General features: G+C 68.5%; 18 protein-coding genes and 1 tRNA gene. 11 read left to right on the forward strand and 8 right to left on the reverse strand.

Annotated features, from left to right (window positions below):
• Position 1: 1 nt before the first annotated feature.
• On the reverse strand, positions 2-1,603 hold the full coding sequence (locus IEY84_RS08345; protein ID WP_183544208.1) for a LicD family protein: 1,602 nt from the start codon (positions 1,601-1,603) through the stop codon (positions 2-4).
• On the reverse strand, positions 1,600-2,031 hold the full coding sequence (locus tag IEY84_RS08350) for an FAD synthase family protein (protein ID WP_183544210.1): 432 nt from the start codon (positions 2,029-2,031) through the stop codon (positions 1,600-1,602). The genes IEY84_RS08345 and IEY84_RS08350 overlap by 4 nt, the downstream gene beginning before the upstream one ends.
• A 362-nt stretch (positions 2,032-2,393) precedes the next feature.
• On the opposite strand from IEY84_RS08350, the gene IEY84_RS08355 reads away from it, so the two are divergent.
• Positions 2,394-3,308, forward strand: a complete 915-nt coding sequence (locus IEY84_RS08355; protein ID WP_183544212.1) for a helix-turn-helix domain-containing protein — start codon at positions 2,394-2,396, stop codon at positions 3,306-3,308.
• Positions 3,309-3,312: 4 nt separating this feature from the next.
• On the opposite strand, the gene IEY84_RS08360 is transcribed toward IEY84_RS08355, so the two are convergent.
• Positions 3,313-7,107, reverse strand: a complete 3,795-nt coding sequence (locus IEY84_RS08360; protein ID WP_183544214.1) for a S8 family serine peptidase — start codon at positions 7,105-7,107, stop codon at positions 3,313-3,315.
• A gap of 241 nt (positions 7,108-7,348) precedes the next feature.
• Here IEY84_RS08360 and IEY84_RS08365 point away from each other — a divergent pair, with 241 nt between their 5' ends.
• A complete protein-coding gene (locus IEY84_RS08365; RefSeq protein ID WP_229788447.1) occupies positions 7,349-8,062 on the forward strand; it encodes a formylglycine-generating enzyme family protein in 714 nt (237 codons plus the stop codon).
• 101 nt (positions 8,063-8,163) lie between these two features.
• On the opposite strand, the gene IEY84_RS08370 is transcribed toward IEY84_RS08365, so the two are convergent.
• A tRNA-Gln gene (locus IEY84_RS08370) sits at positions 8,164-8,242 on the reverse strand.
• Positions 8,243-8,458: 216 nt separating this feature from the next.
• Here IEY84_RS08370 and IEY84_RS08375 point away from each other — a divergent pair.
• The 6 genes from IEY84_RS08375 (at position 8,459) to IEY84_RS08400 (ending at position 12,727) form a co-directional block, all read left to right on the forward strand.
• Positions 8,459-8,719, forward strand: a complete 261-nt coding sequence (locus IEY84_RS08375; protein ID WP_183544218.1) for a GlsB/YeaQ/YmgE family stress response membrane protein — start codon at positions 8,459-8,461, stop codon at positions 8,717-8,719.
• 98 nt (positions 8,720-8,817) lie between these two features.
• Positions 8,818-9,219 carry an SHOCT domain-containing protein gene (locus tag IEY84_RS08380; RefSeq protein WP_183544220.1) on the forward strand — a complete coding sequence of 134 codons (402 nt, stop codon included), beginning with the start codon at positions 8,818-8,820 and terminating at the stop codon, positions 9,217-9,219.
• Between the two features lie 125 nt (positions 9,220-9,344).
• Positions 9,345-9,908, forward strand: a complete 564-nt coding sequence (locus IEY84_RS08385) for a DUF1269 domain-containing protein (protein WP_183544222.1) — start codon at positions 9,345-9,347, stop codon at positions 9,906-9,908.
• Between the two features lie 41 nt (positions 9,909-9,949).
• Positions 9,950-11,005, forward strand: a complete 1,056-nt coding sequence (locus tag IEY84_RS08390; protein ID WP_183544224.1) for a YdcF family protein — start codon at positions 9,950-9,952, stop codon at positions 11,003-11,005.
• A gap of 66 nt (positions 11,006-11,071) precedes the next feature.
• Positions 11,072-12,169: an ATP-dependent DNA ligase gene (locus tag IEY84_RS08395; RefSeq protein ID WP_183544226.1), complete on the forward strand. Its 1,098-nt coding sequence runs from the start codon at positions 11,072-11,074 to the stop codon at positions 12,167-12,169.
• A 33-nt stretch (positions 12,170-12,202) separates the two neighbouring features.
• A complete protein-coding gene (locus IEY84_RS08400; RefSeq protein WP_183544228.1) occupies positions 12,203-12,727 on the forward strand; it encodes a hypothetical protein in 525 nt (174 codons plus the stop codon).
• A 196-nt stretch (positions 12,728-12,923) separates the two neighbouring features.
• Here the strand turns inward: IEY84_RS08400 and IEY84_RS08405 are convergent, their stop codons facing one another.
• The gene (locus tag IEY84_RS08405) at positions 12,924-14,009 is read right to left on the reverse strand and encodes a DNA polymerase domain-containing protein (protein ID WP_183544230.1); all 1,086 of its coding nucleotides are present in this window, start codon (positions 14,007-14,009) and stop codon (positions 12,924-12,926) included.
• A gap of 133 nt (positions 14,010-14,142) precedes the next feature.
• Here IEY84_RS08405 and IEY84_RS08410 point away from each other — a divergent pair, with 133 nt between their 5' ends.
• Positions 14,143-15,021 (forward strand): DUF4349 domain-containing protein, encoded by an 879-nt coding sequence (locus IEY84_RS08410; RefSeq protein ID WP_183544232.1) that lies wholly within the window; start codon positions 14,143-14,145, stop codon positions 15,019-15,021.
• A gap of 54 nt (positions 15,022-15,075) precedes the next feature.
• The gene (locus IEY84_RS08415; RefSeq protein ID WP_183544234.1) at positions 15,076-16,371 is read left to right on the forward strand and encodes a GNAT family N-acetyltransferase; all 1,296 of its coding nucleotides are present in this window, start codon (positions 15,076-15,078) and stop codon (positions 16,369-16,371) included.
• 3 nt (positions 16,372-16,374) lie between these two features.
• On the opposite strand, the gene IEY84_RS08420 is transcribed toward IEY84_RS08415, so the two are convergent.
• Positions 16,375-16,815 carry a cysteine dioxygenase gene (locus IEY84_RS08420; RefSeq protein WP_183544236.1) on the reverse strand — a complete coding sequence of 147 codons (441 nt, stop codon included), beginning with the start codon at positions 16,813-16,815 and terminating at the stop codon, positions 16,375-16,377.
• Positions 16,816-16,912: 97 nt separating this feature from the next.
• On the opposite strand from IEY84_RS08420, the gene msrB reads away from it, so the two are divergent.
• Positions 16,913-17,317: a peptide-methionine (R)-S-oxide reductase MsrB gene (msrB, locus tag IEY84_RS08425; RefSeq protein WP_183544238.1), complete on the forward strand. Its 405-nt coding sequence runs from the start codon at positions 16,913-16,915 to the stop codon at positions 17,315-17,317.
• Between the two features lie 41 nt (positions 17,318-17,358).
• Here msrB and IEY84_RS08430 read toward each other — a convergent pair whose 3' ends face one another.
• Entirely contained in the window at positions 17,359-18,537 is a 1,179-nt protein-coding gene (locus IEY84_RS08430) for an acyltransferase family protein (protein WP_183544240.1), read from the reverse strand.
• Between the two features lie 121 nt (positions 18,538-18,658).
• Positions 18,659-19,438, reverse strand: a complete 780-nt coding sequence (locus tag IEY84_RS08435; protein ID WP_183544242.1) for an LLM class F420-dependent oxidoreductase — start codon at positions 19,436-19,438, stop codon at positions 18,659-18,661.
• Positions 19,439-19,534: the final 96 nt, after the last annotated feature.

Genomic DNA, 19,534 nt, shown 5'->3' on the forward strand with positions numbered 1-19,534 from the left:
GTCAGTTTCCTTCTGCACGGTGTCTGGGGGAAGGCCACGAGGCGCGCAGCCGGGCGACGCCCGGCAGCGGGTTGCCGAGCATGTCCTGGCCGTCGTTGATCTCGAGGTGCTCGACCACTCCGCCGGCTGCCTCGATCTCGGCCCGGACGAGGGCGGGGTCGACGCGGCGGACGAGGCCTTCGGGCTTCGGCTCGGGAAGGTTCTCACCGGTCACCGCGAACTCGAGGTAGAGCTTGCCGCCCCCCGGACGCAGCGCCATCTTCGACAGGGTCCAGAGGTGGCTTCGTGCGGCCTTGTCGAGGCAGCCGATCAGATCGCGGGCGTAGATGTGGTGCGGGTCGCGGGCCAGCCGAGCGCCGAGCGTCAGCGTCTGCCGGAGCTCGCCGAGGATGAGCTGGTCGGCGTCCACCGAGAGCTTGTTGCGGTTGGCGCGGCGACGAACGGCCGCGACGGCTGCGCGGGAGAAGTCCACGGCCTGCACCTGATGTCCCTCGCGCGCGAAGTAGCGCGCGTCGCGCCCGACCGCACCAGCGCCGATGTCGACCACCTTGGCGTCCTCGGGCAGCTGCTCGAGAACCCACTCACCGAAGGACGACTGCTTGCCCTCGAGGTCACCTCCATGCGTGCTGTGGAACTCGGTCCAGTGCCCCATGTCGGTGCGGAAGCCGCGCAGCCAGCCGTCCAGACGACGGACGCCGGCGGGCGGGTCGGCGTACTTGAACGAGGGGTCCGGGGTGCGCCACTTCGGGCCGTAGATGAAAGCCAGCATCTCCTCGGGCTCGGCCGGAGCCGGGAAGTCGTAGCCGTGCAGGTTGATCGTCGAGACCGGCACGATCGCCTCGCGGCGCAGCCGGCCGGAGCGGTTGCCGAGCTGGTAGAAGACCGGCTCGCCATCCTTGTCGGGCACGTAGAACGCCACGAAGATGTCGATGTGCACCTTGCGGCCGTCGGAGACCTCGTGCAGGACCTTGATGTCGCCGCCGGACATCCGCAGGACGCTCCAGCCCCGCTCGCGCATGGTGCGCTCGATCGCGTACGACTCGGAGATGATCTCGGCGGGGACGGTGTGCCTGGAGAGGTAGCAGACGTCGGTGTCGGAGTCGTGGCCGAGCATCCGGCCCTCGCGGATCGCGCCGAGGAGCGCGCCGTAGTTGAGGTAGGCCTCGACGCCGACCACGTCACGGAGGTCGGCGAGCACACGCTGGGTGCCGTCGAGGATCTCCGCGCGGATGCTTTCGTCGGTGGCTTCGAACGAGCGGGTCAGGTGGCCGACCTTGTCGACGCTGAGCGGGTTGCCGCTGCCGTCGACGATCGAGATGGAGCCCTCACGGGTGCCGAGGGAGACCTTCTCCTCGAAGAGCAGCTCGCCCTCGTAATCGGCGATGGTGATCGTCGCGGAGCCGTTCAGGAACCGGGTGAGGACGTTCGGCCACGGCACCAGAATGCCGTCGGCGGTCGGCTGGCCGTCACGCTCGGGGGTGAGGGACCAGACGTACTGGCCGTCGACAGAGAGGATCAGCACCTGCGTGGAGGAGTCCCGGACGAGGACCCCCTCGTCGGAGATCTCGAACTGTCCGCCAGGTGTGGGGGCAGAGACGGTCACGAGACCTGGGCACCTTCTCGCGCGATCGCCTTCCGCAGAGCGGTGCTGCTGGTCTGGAGGGTGTAGGGGAAGTAGACGACCTCGACACCGACGGAGGCCATCTTCTTCTCGAGGTTGTCGCCCTTCTCGGTGCCCTTCCAGTCGTCACCCTTGAAGAGGTGGGTGAACCCGACCTCGCGCCAGGAGTCGACCTTGTCGGTGGTGCGCTCGGCGTAGACCGCGTCCACGATCCCGATCGCCTCGACGATCTCGAGCCTCTCGACGAGCGGGACGGTCGGGATGATCCCCTTCGTCGTCTCGCAGACCTCGTCGGAGACCACACCCGCGATCAACGTGTCGCAGCGCTCGCGCGCTTGGCGAAGCATGTTGAGGTGACCGATGTGGAAGAGATCGAACACGCCAGGTACGTAACCGATGACCGGTCCCATGCCCACGCTTCCTCCAAGTGTTTGTCGAGTAGTTTGGGCGACTTTACACCCTGCTCCCCCACGGCCCAGATACAGGCCAGTATCCATGCCTCCCCGCGCATCTCCGGAATCAGCAGCGCGACACGCGGGCATGCACAGGAAGCCCGGTGACCTTACCCGAAAGTGAACAGCGCATGGCCATTTCCGGCCCGGCCAGGGGAGAGACCGAGCGTCCGACGGTGATGACGGTGCCGGTTTCCCCTCCTTGCCATCCGATCACCTCGTAGGGTCTGAGCCGCAGCGCAGCATCAGCGCGACAGGAGGAACGGCGATGGACGGCTGACCGAGAACGAGGGCCGTTTCGGAACGAGGAGGACCGGGCATTGATCGACGACGAGGACTGGGCCATCTACGAACGACTCCTGTTTGCCGACCCTACGGACGCTGCGGACGGCATGGCCCCCGAGACGATCGCGCGACTCGTCGCCCTCGGCCTCGTCGAGGTCGAAGCTGACGGATCGAGTGGCCTTCGCGCCGTCGCCCCGGACGCCGGCCTGTTCCCGGCGCTGCGGCAGTGGGAAGCGCAGCTGGACCGTGCCCGGCACAGCGCGGACGACCTGCTTCGCCGCTACCGTCGTCGTGACCGGCGGCACGAGGAGCTCATCCACACCGTGGGCGAGGCGGACGCCGGATGGGCGACGTTCGAGGAGGTGCAGGCCGGCGCGGTGGACGAGGTGCTCATCTTCGACCGCCCTCCCTACGTGGCCCCTCCGTCAGGCAACCCGGCCCAGATCGCCGCGATGGGACGCGGCGTGCGCTACCGGACCGTCTATACACAGGACGCCTTGAGTGACGAACGGCGGCAGGATCTTGCTCACGACGCAATCAGTGCAGGGGAACGGGCGAGGATCATCGACCGGCTCCCCATGAAGCTGGTGATCGTGGACGCCCGGCTGGCGATGGTCCCGCTCCAGGGCGACGCGGGAACGATCGGCTCGGCAGTCCTGATCGGCCCCTGCGCTCTGTTGGACGGGCTCTTGGACCTGTTCGAGATGACCTGGGAACGCGCCCTGCCCCTCCCCACAGCTGGAGAGAGGCAGGCCGCGCAACAGATGCTTCAGCAGGAGGACGAGCTGGTCCGACTTCTCGCCAGCGGCCTGACCGACCCGGCGATCGGCCGGGTTCTCGGCTGCTCCGAGCGGACCGTCCAGCGACGCATCGCCCAGCTGATGACCCACCACGGAGTCTCGAACAGATTCCAGCTGGGCGCGCAGCTCGCGCGCGCCAGCCGGATCTGACCGATCACCGTACGGCGTACGCCCGCACGAGGGTCTGCTCGACCGTCGAGTCGTCCGAGCTGGTCGCCGTGACCCGCAGGGAGACGAACCCGCCGCGGGCCGGCCTGTTGTCGACCTTCGCGACCCAGGAGTCGCCCGCACGCTCGGTCTCGACGTCTCGCCAGGTGGCGCCGTCGTCGTACGAGACCTGTGCGGTCATACCGGTCGCGCGCCCGTCGTATCCCGGTTGTGCCGGGGCGCTGAGCTCCACGCGGTAGGAAGCGGCCGGCTGCGCCCGGTTGTACGGGTCGAGCGTGAGGTCGTACGAGGGGACGAGCAGCGGCAGTGCGGTTCTCTTCGCCGTCGAGGCCGAGTCGAACGACCACTTGGTGGTGAGGTGAGGCGACAGCGACCAGGTCCGGAAGATCGGCAGGTCCGTACGCCTGCGCTGATCCGCGGTCAGCTCGTATCGCCCCGACCCGGCCGGGACCGACCAGGCGCTGATCGGGTTGGTGCTCCGGCCCAGGGGCTCCCCGTCGCGCGTCAGCGTGGCGGCGTACTGGTCGGTCATGGCGGAGAAGGCGACGTGACCCGCGTCGTCACCCGTGGTCGGGATGACTGTCTCCAGGACGTCCCCGTTCCGTTGCACCAGCGGCGCGAGCTCACCGGTGGCGAGGTTGGTCGCGGCCTGCGGCCGGATCGGCCCTCGATACCACTGCTCCGTGTCGCGACGCGCCGACTCGTAGTAGGCAACGCCACCCGCCATCGTGTCCCCACCGGCGGCCATGTTGCTCGTGCCCCAGTGAACCCAGCCCGCCTCACCGGTGCTGTAGTAGGCGGTCCGCTCCGTGGGGGTGAGCACCGGCTGGACGACCGCAGCTGCAGCGGCCTGGCTGCCACGTTCCAGGGCGAGCGCGAGACCGTCGCCGTACTGGAGATCACGCAGCTGACTGGACCAGGTCTCCTCGACCTGGGCGAGCGAGTCCTCCTTCAGCTCGTGGTGCTGGTCGGCCGGGATGCCGTCGGTGAACGGCACGTGCAGGTTGTAGACGTACGGGCTGGCCGGCTTCCCGCTCCACCGGAGCTGCGTGCTGCCGGCGGCCACCTCGTCCCGGAGCGCGCGGTACTCGTCCGTGGTGATCGCCAGCACGGGTACGTCGTCCTTGGCGAACGAGTTCCAGCGGCCCGCGAACTCGTGCGCGACCACCACACCGACCGCGTCCCGCGCGAGGGCGTCGGTGGTCACCTGCTGCAGCTTGGTGGTCGACTGGGAGTCGTCGCTGCCGAGGTTCACGAGAACGAACCGTCCCTCGACGTCGACGGCGGCAAGCTCCTCCGGGGTTCCGGAGCCGGCGTCGACCACCTCAGCCTCACCCGAGTCGGGGAGATAGGCGACCCCGTCCGTGGTGACTGGGCTGTACTTCGCGTAGAGCGGCTCCAGGCGCGTACCGGCCGAGGTGCTGACCGACAGCAGCGGCGCGTACGCCCGGGTGACGAGGTCGACGCGGGTGTCGTCCTGCCACTGGCCGGACGGCACGTCGGAGATGGCCAGGTCGACGACGTTGGCTGCCGTGACCACTGTCGACGAGAACATCGTCCCGCGGGCTGTGCGCTGGTAACGCACGCTCGAGGTGTGGCTCTCGATCGGCTGGGATGCGCTGACCTCCACCGGGTGCGCCTCACGGGCGTCCAGGTCGATCACCGTGTTCTCCTCGAGAGCGAGCCCCGGACGGTAGAGGACACCCAGCGAGCGGACCATGCGGTAGAGGCTCCGATCGGTGACGCCCTTGTCGAACCCGTAGATGCCGGCGTCGAGGTCGTACTTCCCGGCAGGGATCGTCGCCTTGGCAGTCCCGTCCCGGAAATACACCCGGGTCGACTCACCACGGTCGGTCGAGATCAGGTTCACGTAGCTGAGGCTGCCTGCCGGAGCATCGCCGCGGGTGGTGCCGCGGAAGGTGACGGTGACCGTGTTCGGCTGCGCGAAGAACCCGTAGGTCGTGACCGCATGCTGGGCTCCGTCCGCCGAGGTCGCCGTGATCCGGCCGGTGATCTCGCCGTACCCACCGGAGGGGAGCGGCTCGACCACCGAGAGGCGCAGGCCGACGGTGGCCGTGCCGTGGGCCGGGACGGTGACGGTCGGCTGGGTCACGGTGGCCATCGCGGCGGGCGCGGGCGCGCCGCTCGCGTCGTACGTCTCGGTCCGCAGGTTCAGGGTGACCGGGGTGTCGCCTGAGTTGCTCCAGGTGACCTCTCGCTCGATGACCTTCGCCGGGTCGTGCGGCCAGGTCAGCTCCTCCCCGTCGATGTAGCCGGGGCCGGAGATGGTGCTGGAGACCGCCTGGTGCACGTCGAGGAAGCCGGTGCCCTCGGCGAGCGGGGCATTCTGCGCGTCGGGGCGCACCGTCGACATCAGGCGAGCCTTCAACTGCTCGCCGGTCAGCTCCGGCGACCGCTCGGCGAGGACAGCGGCGGCACCCGCGACGTGCGGGGTGGCCATCGAGGTGCCCGACAGGCTCGTGTAGTGGTCGTCGATGGGCCGTCCCAGCGAGGTGCCCGCGGCACGGGCCCCGATGATCCCCACTCCAGGAGCAGCCATGTCCGGCTTGAGGTAGGACCCGTCGCGGCCCTCGACCGGGCCTCGACTGGAGAACGGTGCGATCTTCAGCGCACTGTCGTCGGCAGCCACGGTCAGTGCGGACGGAGCGCAGCCGGGGCTGCCTACCGTGCCGGCGCTCGGGCCGTCGTTGCCGGCGGCGATGACGAAGAGCGCGTCTGACGAAGCGGACAGCTGGTCCACGGCGTCGGCCAGCGGGTCGGCGCAGACCGGGACGAGCGCGCCGAGGCTCATGCTGACGATGTCTGCGCCGCTGTCCACCGCCCACTGCATACCGGCGAGCACGCCCGACGTCGGGCCGCCGCCGGTGTCGCCGAGCACCTTTCCGATGAGCAGGGAGGCGTCCGGGGCGACGCCCGCGCGGTTCACTCCGCCCGAGGCGCTCCCGTCGCCGACGACGGACGACGCCGCGTGGGTGCCGTGCCCGTGCCGGTCAGCGCTGCCGCTGCTGCTGCCGGTGAAGTCCTTGGTTGCCACGATCCGCTGGGACAGGTCCGGGTGATTGGCGTCGATACCGGTGTCGAGCACCGCCACCTTCACGCCGTCACCGGTGAAGCCGGCGTCCCATGCTTCGGGTGCACGCACCTGCTCGACGCTCTCGGTGACGGTGGCCCTCACCTTGGCGTCGAGCCAGATCTTGCTGGGTGCTGCGGAGCGTGCCTTCTTGCTCGTCAGCTCCTGCCAGACGCTGTCCGCCGCCGACTTGGGGGTGCGCATCGCCGCCATCTTCAGACGCGGCAGGCGTTGGCTGAGCCGAGCACCGTCCGGCACCGGAGCCCCGGAGGCCGCGGCGCGGGTCGGGTAGGTGGCGATGAACGGGATCGAAGTCGTACGCGCGTCGTCGTAGCCCTCGGCGATCAGCCCGGCGACGTCGAACAGCCGCTCATCGAGACGTCCCTCGGCGATCAGCGGGGCCGCATCGTCCGGCACGACGAAGAGCTTGCCGCCGTCCTCGTGCATCCGAAAGCCCGTCGGTGCGCCCTGCGGGTCGGTCACCGTGACGACCCGCTGGCCGGAAGCCGTACCGACCGACACGCGGTCGCCGGTGATCAGGGTGACCTCGACCGGCGCGGCAGCGCGAAACGCAGTCGGGACCGCGGGCGACGGCTCGGCCGCCGCGGCGGATGGTGGTGCGCCGGGCACCATTGCCAGGCCAGACAGGGTCAACAGGGTGACCGCGAGGACAGCTGGACGCTTTATCATGTGGGGGCCTTCCGCAGGTGGGACTGGCCGTGAACTTACGCAGATCTGGGCTCCTACGGATGAAAAGAGCTGGCGGATGATCGCCAGTGGCGGGAACTGGACGCTCGTGGAATGTGCGAGCGCGCTTCACGCGGTGGAATAGCCGTTCGGCCTTCAGGTGTCGATGTCGTGACCCGGGAGAGCCCGGTACGTTGACACCCGGCCCAGCCGTATGCGGGAGAATGCGCCTGTGCTGATTGACATGGTTCGACTGCCTGAGGGGGACCCTGTCGCCGAGGCCATGGTGGACCGCCGGACCGGGCGGACCTGGACGGTCGACGTAGATCCGTTCGAGATCGCTTCCACTGTCGTCACCGAACGACAGTGGAACGCGGTGTTCGACAAGGTGACCGCGACGCGTCAGGCGGACTTCCCGAGGGTCGATGTCAGCTGGCGGCAAGCGGTCACCTTCTGCAACGAGATGTCCCTGAGAGACGGACTCACCCCGCCTTACACCATCACGACGGTCGATCCGCCCGCCCGGGACAACGACACCTGGACTCCGCACGACGAACCGGCTCCCGACGACTGGTGCGTGAGGTGGGACCGAGAAGCGAACGGGTATCGGCTGCCCACGGATGCGGAATGGCAGGTCGCCTGCCGGGCTGGCTCGGGCGGGCCTCGCTACGGGAACCTGGACGAGATCGCCTGGTATTCGGACAACTCCCAGGGATCCCTGCACCCGGTTGCGAAGAAGGTGCCCAACGCCTGGGGGCTGTTCGACACCTTGGGCGGGGTATGGGAATGGTGCTGGGACCTCTACGACGCGGAGGTCTACGGCTCGTACCGCATCATCCGCGGGGGCGGTTGGAGCGACCCGCACTGGAGCTGCCGGGCCGGCGTCCGTCGCAAGACCAACCCTCAGGCCGCCTTCGACGACCTGGGCTTCCGCCTCGCCCGAACGATCGCCGACTGACGGCGACGCTGGTTGAGCTCAGCCGTGTGCCTCTCGTGTGCCATCCGGAAGGACGAAGCCCGCCGCGATCTGCCGAGCTGCAGTTCGAGGCGGGAATTCTGCTCCCCGGGTAGGAGTCGAACCTACGTCGCTAGTCCTGATTCAAAGTCAGGCGGGCCCTGCCGGCAGACCAACCGGGGAACGTACGCCGAAACGCACGGGACAACTGTAGACGGCGAACGTCGTGCTCACCGCACTGACTCGTGCATGGAGCGGCCGCGATGGGATGTGCGGCCGCTCGTCCTCGGGGCCGTCGTGGTCCGCCACCGCAGCCTGATCCCGGGGTTTGCCGACGCTCGTCACGTGTTGCCGTCGGAATCGACGATTCCAAGCGGTTGGATGCGATACGTTGCCGCCATGCTCATCCTCGCTCTCATCCTGTTCGGCATCGTCGCAGGCGGCGTGGCCCAACTCATCCTCGGTCGTTCGATGAAGGACATCGATTGGACCACCGCCGTGGTGACGGGTCTCCTGGGCTCCTTCGTCGGCGGTCTCGCGCTCAGCCTCGCCACCGGCCACGGCCTCGATCTCCATGCCACCGGCCTGATCGGGTCGATCCTCGGCGCCCTGCTCCTCACCTGGGCGTGGGGTTTCTGGCGCCGCTCCCGCGAAGGCTGACTCACCCCATACGGGTGAAGCGGCACCCCCGCGACTGCCATCAGACTCGCCCCACCAAACGTCCCGCACCTGCGGGACTGAACTGAAGAGGGCTTGTCATGGACATATTGAAGGACTTCGGAACCGTGCTCCTCTGGACGCTCTGGTTCTTCATCTGGATCGCCGCACTGATGGTCTGGATCCGCTGCATCTTCGACCTGTTCGGCGACACCACCCTCAGCGGCTGGGCCAAGGCTGGATGGGCCATCCTCCTCGTCCTGCTGCCGTGGGTCGGCGCGGTGATCTACCTGATCGCCCGTGGCCGCAGCATGAACGAGCGTCAACAGGCCAAGGTCGCGGAGCTGCAGGCTGCTCAGGCCGACTACATCAAGGAGGTCGCGGGCGCGCCAGCCTCCCCGGTCTCGCCGGCCGACCAGATCGCCAACGCCAAGGCGCTCCTCGACGCCGGCACGATCAACCAGAGCGAGTTCGACACCCTGAAGGCGAAGGCGCTCGCCTGATTCTCCGGCGGTGATCGCCTCGGGCCCGATGCGGGTGGCGTACGCACACCCCACCCGCATCGGGTGAGGCCATCAGATCGTGGCTGTTCGAGAGTGGAATCCCAACCACCAAGGAGAGCCCTGTCATGACAGACGAGACCAACACCCCTGACCTCGAGGTGAACGCGGCCACCGTGTCCGACGGTGCCTACACGCTCCTCATCGCAGACTTCAGCGACACGAGCATGGCCTGGGATGCGTACGAGGCCCTCAAGTCGGTCGAGGACGGTCACAGCGTCGAGATCGAGGGCGTCGTCGTGGTCAAGCGCTCGACCGAGGGCAAGCTGGAGGTCCAGAAGGCCACCGACCACAGCACGAAGTCGGGCCTCAAGTGGGGCCTCGTCGGCGGCATCGCGCTCGGCGTGATCTTCCCGCCGTCGATCCTCGGCAGCGCCGCGGTGGCCGGCGGCGCCGGAGCCCTCGCCGGCAAGCTGCGGCAGCGTCATCACCGCGGCGAGCTCGAGGAGCAGCTCGAGAACGCGATCGAGCCGGGACACTCCGGCCTGCTCGCCCTGGTCTCCGACCCCGGCGAGATCAAGATCCGCAAGGCGCTCGAGCGCGCGGAGAACATCGTCGAGTCCGCCGTCGAGAAGGTCGAGGCGGACGACATCAAGGCTGCAGCGAAGGAAGCCCAGGACAGCGACGCCTGAGCCCTGGGCAGCACCGAGCAGGACAGCGACGGAGCGGGCTGTTGGAGCTCTACGGCACGGCCGCGGACTCCGCGCCCGCTCTCGCCGCGTGCACGGGTGTCCTCGTCCTGGGAGGGCTGCTGCTGTGGTCGCTGAAGCGGGACCCCCGGGCGCTGCGCAACGGGTTCTTGGTCGTCGTTCTTGTGCACCACCTGCTGGGCCTCGTCTTCTCCCTCGCCTCCACGTCCACGGCTTTGGAGACCGTCACGGGCATCGTGACGCTCGTGGCCGGTGCGGTCGTCGTGCTCGGTCTCTTGGCACTACCGCTGCTGCTGATCGCCGACGGGATTCTGATGATGCGGCGGGAGAGGAGGTCGCTCGCCAACGCGTTGGCTCTGCTCGCCGGACTGGCGATGCTGATTCTTCCCATCATTCTCGTCACCCTCCTTCGTCACGAGAATCCGGTGACCGGCAGCCTGGCCGTGGCGCTGGCCGCCGCTCAGGCCTGCGCGAGCTTCTGCTTTCTGGCCTTCGCCGCCCACACGGTCCTCTACGCGCAGATCGCTCGACGCGCCCGCGCCAATGCCGTGAGCGTGCTGGGCAGCGGGTTGGTGAGAGGAGAGGTCTCCCCACTGCTCGCAGCCCGCCTCGAGCAGGCCGTCAACGCCGCCGCACAGCGCCAGGGACCCGACGGCTGGCCGGTCCTCGTGCCCAGCGGCGGCCAAGGACGAGACGAACCTCGTCCGGAGGGCGAAGCCATGCGCGACTGGCTACGCCGTCACGGAGTCGCCGCCGACGACATCCTGGTCGAAGACCGTGCGCGCACCACGCGGGAGAACCTGCTCTGCAGCGTCGAACTGCTGAAACAGCACGGCCATCCGGAGCCGTATCTCATCGTGACCAACAACTACCACGCCCCTCGAGCAGCGATGTTGGCGCGCCGGCTAGGCATCGATGCCCAGGCGATCGGCGCTCCGACGGCCCGGTACTACTGGCCCAGCGCCTACCTGCGTGAGTTCACCGCGGTGATGGTCGATCACCGGATTCTGGCCGGCCTCGCCGGGGCCGCCGTCGTCGTCATGACAATAGGCACATGGCTGTCCTTGATCTCACGGTGATCCCTGACAGCGCGACCACCACCGAATGAGGCAGCGACCACTCATCGGCTGACCTATCGTGTGGACGTGGACCTTCCTGTGATGCCGCCCGTCAAGCCCATGCTCGCGAAGCCCGCGAAGGGCGTGCCGACGGACGGCGGCTACGCGTTCGAGCCCAAGTGGGACGGATTCAGGTGCATCGTGTTCAAGGACGGCGACGAGGTGGAGCTGGCCTCGCGCAACACCAAGCCTCTGACTCGCTACTTCCCCGAGGTGGTCGAGGCGCTGCGCGCGGCGCTGCCGGAGAAGATCGTCCTCGACGGAGAGATCTTCGTGGCGATCGGCGACCGGCTGGAGTTCGAGGTGCTGCAGCAGCGGATCCACCCGGCCGAGTCGCGGATCACTCTGCTGGCAGAGGAGACGCCTGCTGCGTACGCGGCCTTCGATCTGCTCGCGGTCGGCGAGGAGAGCTTCCTGGAGAAGCCGCTCGTCGAGCGGCGGGCGGCACTCGAGGAGGTCTTCTCGACGGTGACCTCGGACAACGTCCATCTGTGCACGACGACGACCGATCCCGAGGTCGCCCAGGACTGGTTCACCCGGTTCGAGGGAGCCGGGCTGGACGGGGTGATGGCCAAGCCGTTGGACGCCCCCTACTCCCCGGACAAGCGGACCATGCTGAAGATCAAGCACGCGCGTACGGCTGACGTGGTCGTGGCCGGCTACCGCGAGCACAAGACCTCCACACCGGAGCAGCCGCTGCTGGGGAGCCTGCTGCTGGGCCTGTACGCCCCGGGCGAGGACGGTCAGCCGGAGCTGCAGCACATCGGGGTCTCGGCCTCCTTCACCGCCGCGCGCCGCGCCGAGCTGTGGCAGGAGCTGCAGGAGCTGGTCGTCCCGATCGAGGATCACCCGTGGGGACGCTGGAACGAATGGCTGACCGCCAACCCGGACCGCGTCCCCGGCACCCAGAGCCGCTGGTCGCAGGGGAAGGACCTGTCCTTCACGCCGCTGCGACCGGAGCGGGTGGTCGAGGTCGGCTACGACCACATGGAGGGGCGCCGCTTCCGGCACACCGCACAGTTCAAGCGCTGGCGTCCCGATCGCGACCCGGAGTCGTGCGGCTACGACCAGCTCGAGGAACCCGTGGCGTACGAGCTGTCGGAAGTGCTCGGAGTGCCCCGCTAAACAGCACAGATAAACCCCGCTAGGGTCGGATACATGAGCTACGACGTCGTACTCCTGGTCGAGCAGGCACTCACTCTCGACGACGCGACCCGGATCCACTCCCTCCACGAGGGAGTCGAGGACCCGGTCTACCACGTGCTGCTGCCCTTGGAGGATGCCGCCGCTCGGATCGAGTCGGCGATGGGCACGCTCAGCGCGGCCGAATACCTCGGCTCGGCCATGATCATGAACGAGATCGACCTCGACGCGGTGCGCGAGGAGGCGCGGGAGGGAGCCGAGAAGGCCCTCGCCCAGACGCTTCAGTCCCTGAAGGCCTCCGGTGCCTCCGCTCACGGAGAGCTCGTCCAGGACCCGGTCAAGGCGCTGCGCGCGAAGGTCGGAGCGGTCGATGGTCGAGAGGCGATCATCATGACCCGACCGCATGTGGTCGCCGAGTTCTTCCACGTCGACTGGACCCACCAGGCCCGTCGCCATCTCGACGTCCCGGTGCTGCACCTGATCGAGCACGAGAACTTCGACGAACAGGCCGGCGAAGGCGAAGGGATCACCGGACTGTGAGGCGGTCTCGTCCCTACCGCTGATTCGCGGAAGTGACAGCCAACACATCAAAGGTTACCGCTCTGTTACCGGCTTCGCGTGGCAGTTGTGGGCCGCGTTCGCCTAGGATCTTGAGGTCCGCTGTTCTGGGGGGATCCAGCGGCAAGGAAGTGCCTGCTCGTGCGATCGGGGGATCCGCGCTGAGCAGGCACTTCTGTCATTTGTCCTCGATCCGGTTGCCGTCCTCGTCCCAGTGCGAGGCGACTTTCTTGCTCGGCTGCACGCGCGGCGGCTCGCCGGGCATCTTCGGATAGTCGGGCGGGAAGTTCAGCTCGCCCCCGGGCAGGTTCTCCCAGAGCTCGAGCAGGGGTCCGAGGTCGTACGCCTGGTCGTCGATCTCCGCCCAGCGGTCACCGTCGGTCAGGAGGTCGGGGACGGTGAAGAGGTTGAGCTCTCGCGGGTCGTCGAGGTCGGCGAGCTCGTCCCAGGTGAGCGGGGTGGAGACCGGAGCACCGGGCTTGGGGCGCAACGAGTAGGCGCTGGCGATCGTCCGGTCCCGGTTGTTCTGGTTGAAGTCGACGAAGATGCGCTCCCCGCGCTCCTCCTTCCACCACGCGGTGGTCACTCCCCCGTCACGACGCTCCAGCTCGCGGCCGAAGCCGATCGCGGCATGACGCAGCTCCTCGAAGGTCCACTCCGGCCGGATCCGGACATAGATGTGTACGCCGCGATTGCCGCTGGTCTTCGGGAAGCCGCGCAGGCCGAGCTCCTCCAGCGTCTCGCGGGCGACCCCGGCGACGCGCTTGGCGTCGCCGAAGTCGGTGCCGGGCTGAGGGTCGAGGTCGATCCGCAGCTCGTCGGGGTGATCGACGTCGTCGCGGCGTACCGGCCAGGGATGGAAGGTGAGGGTGCCCATCTGGGCGCACCACACCGGCACCGCGGCCTCGGTGGGGCAGACCTCGCGCGCCTTACGTCCGCTCGGGAAGGTGATCTCGACCTCCTCGAGGTAGTCGGGAGCCCCCTTGGGCGTGCGCTTCTGGTAGAAGCCGTCGCCCTCTTTGTCGGTGGGTCCCGTGGCCAGCTTCATGCCCTCGCGCCAGCCGTCCGGCCAGCGCTCCAGCGCGGTGGGCCGCTCGCGAAGCGCCCGCATCAGCGGGTCGCCGACGGACGCGAAGAACTCCGCGACCATCAGCTTGGTCACCTCCGGGGTGCGGTCGGTCGCCTCGTAGATCACCCGGTCGGGGCTGGAGATCCGCACCTCGCGCTGGCCTGCCTGCACGTGTGCCGCCGGTGTCTTCGCCATGGCGCCAACCTAGCCCGTCCAGGTGGGAAATGGCCCGAAATGACCAGTGGTCCAAGTGCACCGGAACGGGCCGCTGCGGCGTACTAGGGGCATGAAAACAGCAAAGGTCAGGCCTATCTCGGGTGCGGCCCTTGTGATCAGCATCGTCAGTGTCTTCGCCATCGGTGCGTGCGGCGGCGGGTCGGGAGAGTCCGCCGACTCCGGCTCGGTCGAGTCGCTGGCCGACTCATCGGGCGGGAAGGCGGCCGCTCCGGAGATGGCCACGCAGGACGGGGACGCGGCAGCACCGGAGCAGGCCGTCGCGAAAGCCTCGATCATCTCCACCGGCTCGGTCTCGCTCCGTGCGAAAGATGTCGCGAAGACCCGTTCGCAGGTCCAGCACATCACCGACCGGTACTCCGGCCAGGTCACCGAGCAGGAGACCAGCGACAGCGACGACGACGGACCCAGCCATGCGCGCATGGTGCTGCGGATCCCGTCGAAGTCGTTCGACGACGCGATGGCCGACCTCGAGGAGACGGCCACCCTGGTCGACTCCAACACCACGACCACCGACGTCACCACCGAGGTCGTCGACACCGAGGTGCGGGTGAAGAACGCCCGCACGAGCATCGAGAGGATCCGTACGCTCCTCTCCCGCGCCGAGGCGATCGGTGATGTCATCGCGATCGAGTCCGAGCTCGCCCGGCGCGAGGCCGACCTCAACTCGCTGCTCGCCCAGCAGGCAGCGCTCGCGGATCAGACCTCGTTGTCGACCATCACCGTGAGCATCGACCGGGCCGGCCCCGGCGGCCCCTCCGACGACGACCCCGGCTTCCTGGCCGGGCTGAGCGCCGGCTGGGACGCGCTCGGGAACTCGGCTCGGGTGCTCGCGGTCGCTGTCGGCGCCATCCTTCCGTGGACACCGGTCATCCTGCTCCTGATCGCGCCGATCTGGCTGCTCCGGCGCCGGAAGCCGGCGGCTGGGCCAATGGCTGGGGCGGCGCCGGCCACCGGCCCGGCAGAGGAATGAGACGCAGGAAATAACCAGTCGAGATCGGGTTGCTCGACGGCGTACGTTCTGAGCATGAGCGCGCTCGAGCACCCCGGTCTCGTCTTTCGCAGCCTCGACCCCTTCGACGGGGACGAGGCTCTGCTGAAGGGATGGTACGAAGCGACCCGCCGTGGCTTCCACCAGTCCCGAGGCAACGACGACGGGACCCAGGTCTGGCGCGACCACATCCGCAACGACTCGGTGACGCTCATGGGTGCGTGGGCGGAGAGCTCGGAGTTCTCCTCCTCCACGATCCCGGTCGCGACCTTCTCGTCCTGGACCTCACCGGTCAACGTGGGCGGCGGCGCCAGTCTTCCGACGCTGCTGATCAGCGACGTGACCGTCTCCCCCACCCACCGGCGCCAGGGGCTGCTGCGCAAGCTGATGACCGTCGCGCTCGCCGACGCAGTCGCGTCGGGGGTGCCGCTGGCGGCGCTGACCGTCTCGGAAGGCTCGATCTACGGCCGCTTCGGGTTCGGCACGGCCACGCACCTGCGCCAGATCGAGGTCGATGTGACCTCGAAGTTCCGCTACCGTCCGGAGGTCCCCGCTGACGACGGGTCGGTGACGCTGGTCGAGCCGGGCGAGGCGTGGAAGACGGTCGCCGAGATCTACGGCACCTTCCAGGAGCGCACCCGCGGGTCGGTCACCCGGCCCCAGTTCTACGAGCCGTGGCTCTCCAGCGGCTACGACTTCGAGGGCGACTCGAAGGGCGAGTCCAAGCAGCGAGCCGCCCTGCACCTGGACGCCTCCGGGACGCCGGACGGCTACGTCATCTACAAGACCGCCGACGAGCGCAACGACGCCGGGCTGCGGATGGCGCGGGTCGTCGACCTGGTGGCCCTGACCCCGGCCGCCTACCTGCGGCTGTGGCGCTTCCTCGCCGACATCGACCTCGTCGAGCGGGTGGCGTGGCGCAAGGCACCGCTCCAGGACCCGCTCTACTGGACCCTCGCCGAGCCGTTCGCGGTCAAGAGCGCCGAGCTGGACGACATGCTGTGGGTGCGTGTGCTCGACGTGCCGGCCGCCCTGCAGGCACGACCCTGGTACGCCACCGGTGACGTGGTCCTCGGCGTCGACGACCCGCTCGGACACGCTGCCGGTGCCTGGCGAGTCGCGGTCATGGACGGCAAGGCCGAGGTCACCCAGACCGACGCGGTCCCGACCGTGGAGCTCGCCGCGGACACCCTCGGCGCGCTGTATCTCGGTGGCGTCGACGTACGAACCCTGGCGGCCGCGGGCCGGATCACCGGCTCCCCCGAGGCGATCGAGACCTGGGCAGCGATGGCAGACGGCGGCCCGCTGCCCTACTGCATCACCGGCTTCTGACCCTCAGGGCCGGCCGGGCTCGGCCCCGATCAGGCTGATCCGGTCGCCGAGAAAGCGGTAGTGGTGCATGGCATCCAGCCTCGGTGCGTACGCATGCAGGCTGATCGCCGGCCGCGAGCCGACGTTGCGTACGTCATGGACGTGGCCGGCTTCGTGCGCCCGGGCGTCGCCGGGGCCGACGTCGGCGATCTGCAGACCACCGAGCCAGTTGTGCTCGACCAGACTGCCGGTGAGCACGGTGAAGGCGGTGGTCGCGGTGCCGTGGTCGTGGAATCCGGTGCTGGCGCCCGGCGACCAGGCGATCAGCCAGACCTCGACCTCGTCGTCGCGGTGGAGCAGGTGGAACTCGCGGCCGGTCTCGGGCACCTGCACCCGCGCGAGCAGGTCGTCCTCGGCGTGGGTGCGGATGGCGTCCAGCAGCGGCTGTATGGCAAGGGCGGTCAAGGTGGCCTCCTCCAGAAGCATCGTGGGTTTAAGTATAGTAGATTGCTCGACTTTGGCAATGGAGTTGTGCTCCCACCCCAGACGTACCATTTGAGCCATGGGTTACAACGTGGAGAAGTCCGACGAGGAGTGGCGAGCAGAGCTGTCGCCCGAGGAGTACGCGGTGCTGCGCCAGGCGGGCACCGAGCGGGCGTTCACGGGTGAATACACCGACACCGAGACCAAGGGCGTCTACTCGTGCAAGGCCTGCAAGGCCAAGCTGTTCGAGTCCGACACCAAGTTCCACTCCGGCTGCGGCTGGCCGTCGTTCTACCAGCCGATCAGCGAGACGATCGAATACATCGAGGACAAGTCGCACGGGATGGACCGGGTGGAGGTCCGCTGCGCCAACTGCGGCTCCCACCTCGGCCACGTCTTCCCCGACGGCTACGGCACCCCGACCGGCGACCGGTTCTGCATCAACTCGATCTCGATCAGCCTCGAGCCGGCTGAGACGAACTGAGCGCGCACGAGGCCTGATCGGGCCTGATCGGGCCCGATCGATCAGGCGACCGGTTCCCGCTCACGCGCGGGCGAGTCCACCCGAGTGGGAGCGGGGGCCGGGATGCGCCTGGTCCGAGGGCGTCCGTCCTGGTGGGCCAGTGATTCGAAGGAACGCTTGAGCCCCCGCTTGAGCAGCGGGGAGAGCGGCCGCTCGACGAGCCGGTGGATGAGCCAGGCGAGGACGACGGAGGCGCCGACCGCGATCGCCAGGACCGCGTAGCGCGGCAGGTCGTCCTGGAGCAGCCGGATGATGGCGAAGCCCCAGTACTGGTGGATGAGGTAGAGCGGGTAGGTCAGCAGGCCAGCAGTGGTGAGCCAGCTGCCGGTGATCCGGGAGACCGGAGTGAGGGTGACCAGGGCGACCAGCACGAAGCACGCCAGACTGGCCAGCACGCACCAGATAACCGGCGGCTCGAAGGCGGTCCACTCCATCAGCCGATCACGGGTATTGAGCGAGGCCCAGCCGGCACCGAGGGCGACGTTCTGCAGCAGCACGAGCCAGGCCAGCAGGTTTCGCTTGTCCCGCGCCACCATGTAGATCGCCATCCCGCCGGCGAACATCGGGGCGTACTCGGCGATCAGCAGGTCGCTGAGCAGCCCGGCGCCGGCGGCCTCGGCCAGCACCGCGGCGGTCGGCCAGATCGCCGCGAAGGCGAGCACGCGGGTCCCCGTCAGCCCGAACAGCATCAGGATCCCGATGAGGACGTAGAACCGCAGCTCGAACCAGAGGGTCCAGTAGACGCCGTCGACCATCGGCACCGAGAAGGCCGTCTGCACCATCGTCAGGTTCACGCCCACGTCGGTCAGCTCGACCTGCTTGCCGGTGGGGGCCCACACGAGCAGCAGCAGTCCCGCGGTGAGCAGCACCGCCGCCCAGTAGCCCGGAAAGAGCCGCGAGATCCGCGAGGTCGTGAACGAGGTGACGTCACGCCCCCACGCGGACATCAGGATCACGAAGCCCGAGATGATGAAGAAGAGGTCGACGCCGAACTGCCCGAAGACCGTGAAGTCGGACAGGTCGGGGAAGAAGTCGGAGGAGACGGTGCCTTCCTGCCACGGGTCATGGGCACGAGCCGTGAAGTGATAGAGCACCACCGCGAGGGCGGCGAAGAGACGGACGGCGTCAAGGACGGCCATCCGTCCGAGTGACGGCTCGGTGGGGGTCTTCGAAGCAGGCACAGCGATCCTGGGGTTGGGGGACCTTCAGATGAGCGTGGAGCGAACGGCGAGCGTACATAGACCGAACGGACTATGCGAAACCACCGCAAGAGCCACCTAGATGGTTATCACACGCGAGCAGTCAGGCTCCGACCGAGTCACGCCAGGCGACCAGGTCCTCGAGCGGCTTGAGGTCGTAGTCGGGGCCGGTGACGCCGTAGGTGAACAACCGGGCGCCGGCGTCGTAGAGCGGCTTGGCAGCCTCCGCGCTGTCGGCCGCGGTCGAGATCTCGATCTCGTTCACGTCGCGGCCGATCGTCTCGCAGTGACCGGCGAGCACACCGCGCTTGCGCTCCAGGGTCTCCACGTCGGAGAAGGAGTGCCAGATGTCGGCGTGCTTGGCGACGTACTTCAGGGTCTTCTTCTCCCCGCCGCCACCGATCAGGACCGGGATCCTGCCCGACCCGGATCGGCCCACCGGCGCGGGGTTGAGCTTCTCCCAGCGCGCCTCGATGCGCGGGAGGGCCTCGCCGAGAGCGTCGAGGCGTCCGCCGGCGGTGCCGAACTCGTAGCCGTACTCGGTGTAGTCCCGCTCGAACCAACCCGAGCCGATGCCGAAGACCAAGCGGCCACCGGAGATGTGGTCGACGGTGCGGGCCATGTCGGCGAGCAGCTCAGGGTTGCGGTAGGAGTTGCAGGTCACCAGGCAGCCGATCTGGGCGCGCGTGGTCTGCTCGGCCCAGGCCGCCAGCATGGTCCAGGCCTCGAAGTGCTTGCCGTCGGGCTCGCCGTAGAGCGGGTAGAAGTGGTCCCAGTTGAAGATCACGTCGACACCGATCTCCTCCGCGCGGCGGGCTGCGTCGCGGATCTGGTCGTAGTCGGCGTGCTGGGGCTGGATCTGGACTCCGATGCGGATCGTCATGTCATCAACCCTACGGAGCGCCTGGCTTCCTTCCACGCAATACCGGCCCTATCGTTCGGCAGGCGGCGAATCGCGCCGTACGAAAGCTGACGAGGT

The organism is Nocardioides albus (genome assembly GCF_014648255.1).
Taxonomy (GTDB): Bacteria; Actinomycetota; Actinomycetes; order Propionibacteriales; family Nocardioidaceae; genus Nocardioides; species Nocardioides albus.

What these genes read in the sequence shown, in the direction of transcription:
- IEY84_RS08350 (WP_183544210.1), bottom strand. Translation starts at nt 2,031, where the DNA reads ATGGGACCGGTCATCGGTTACGTACCTGGCGTGTTCGATCTCTTCCAC.
- IEY84_RS08360 (WP_183544214.1), bottom strand. Translation starts at nt 7,107, where the DNA reads ATGATAAAGCGTCCAGCTGTCCTCGCGGTCACCCTGTTGACCCTGTCT.
- IEY84_RS08365 (WP_229788447.1), top strand. Translation starts at nt 7,349, where the DNA reads ATGGTTCGACTGCCTGAGGGGGACCCTGTCGCCGAGGCCATGGTGGAC.
- IEY84_RS08375 (WP_183544218.1), top strand. Translation starts at nt 8,459, where the DNA reads ATGCTCATCCTCGCTCTCATCCTGTTCGGCATCGTCGCAGGCGGCGTG.
- IEY84_RS08380 (WP_183544220.1), top strand. Translation starts at nt 8,818, where the DNA reads ATGGACATATTGAAGGACTTCGGAACCGTGCTCCTCTGGACGCTCTGG.
- IEY84_RS08385 (WP_183544222.1), top strand. Translation starts at nt 9,345, where the DNA reads ATGACAGACGAGACCAACACCCCTGACCTCGAGGTGAACGCGGCCACC.
- IEY84_RS08400 (WP_183544228.1), top strand. Translation starts at nt 12,203, where the DNA reads ATGAGCTACGACGTCGTACTCCTGGTCGAGCAGGCACTCACTCTCGAC.
- IEY84_RS08405 (WP_183544230.1), bottom strand. Translation starts at nt 14,009, where the DNA reads ATGGCGAAGACACCGGCGGCACACGTGCAGGCAGGCCAGCGCGAGGTG.
- IEY84_RS08415 (WP_183544234.1), top strand. Translation starts at nt 15,076, where the DNA reads ATGAGCGCGCTCGAGCACCCCGGTCTCGTCTTTCGCAGCCTCGACCCC.
- msrB (WP_183544238.1), top strand. Translation starts at nt 16,913, where the DNA reads ATGGGTTACAACGTGGAGAAGTCCGACGAGGAGTGGCGAGCAGAGCTG.
- IEY84_RS08435 (WP_183544242.1), bottom strand. Translation starts at nt 19,438, where the DNA reads ATGACGATCCGCATCGGAGTCCAGATCCAGCCCCAGCACGCCGACTAC.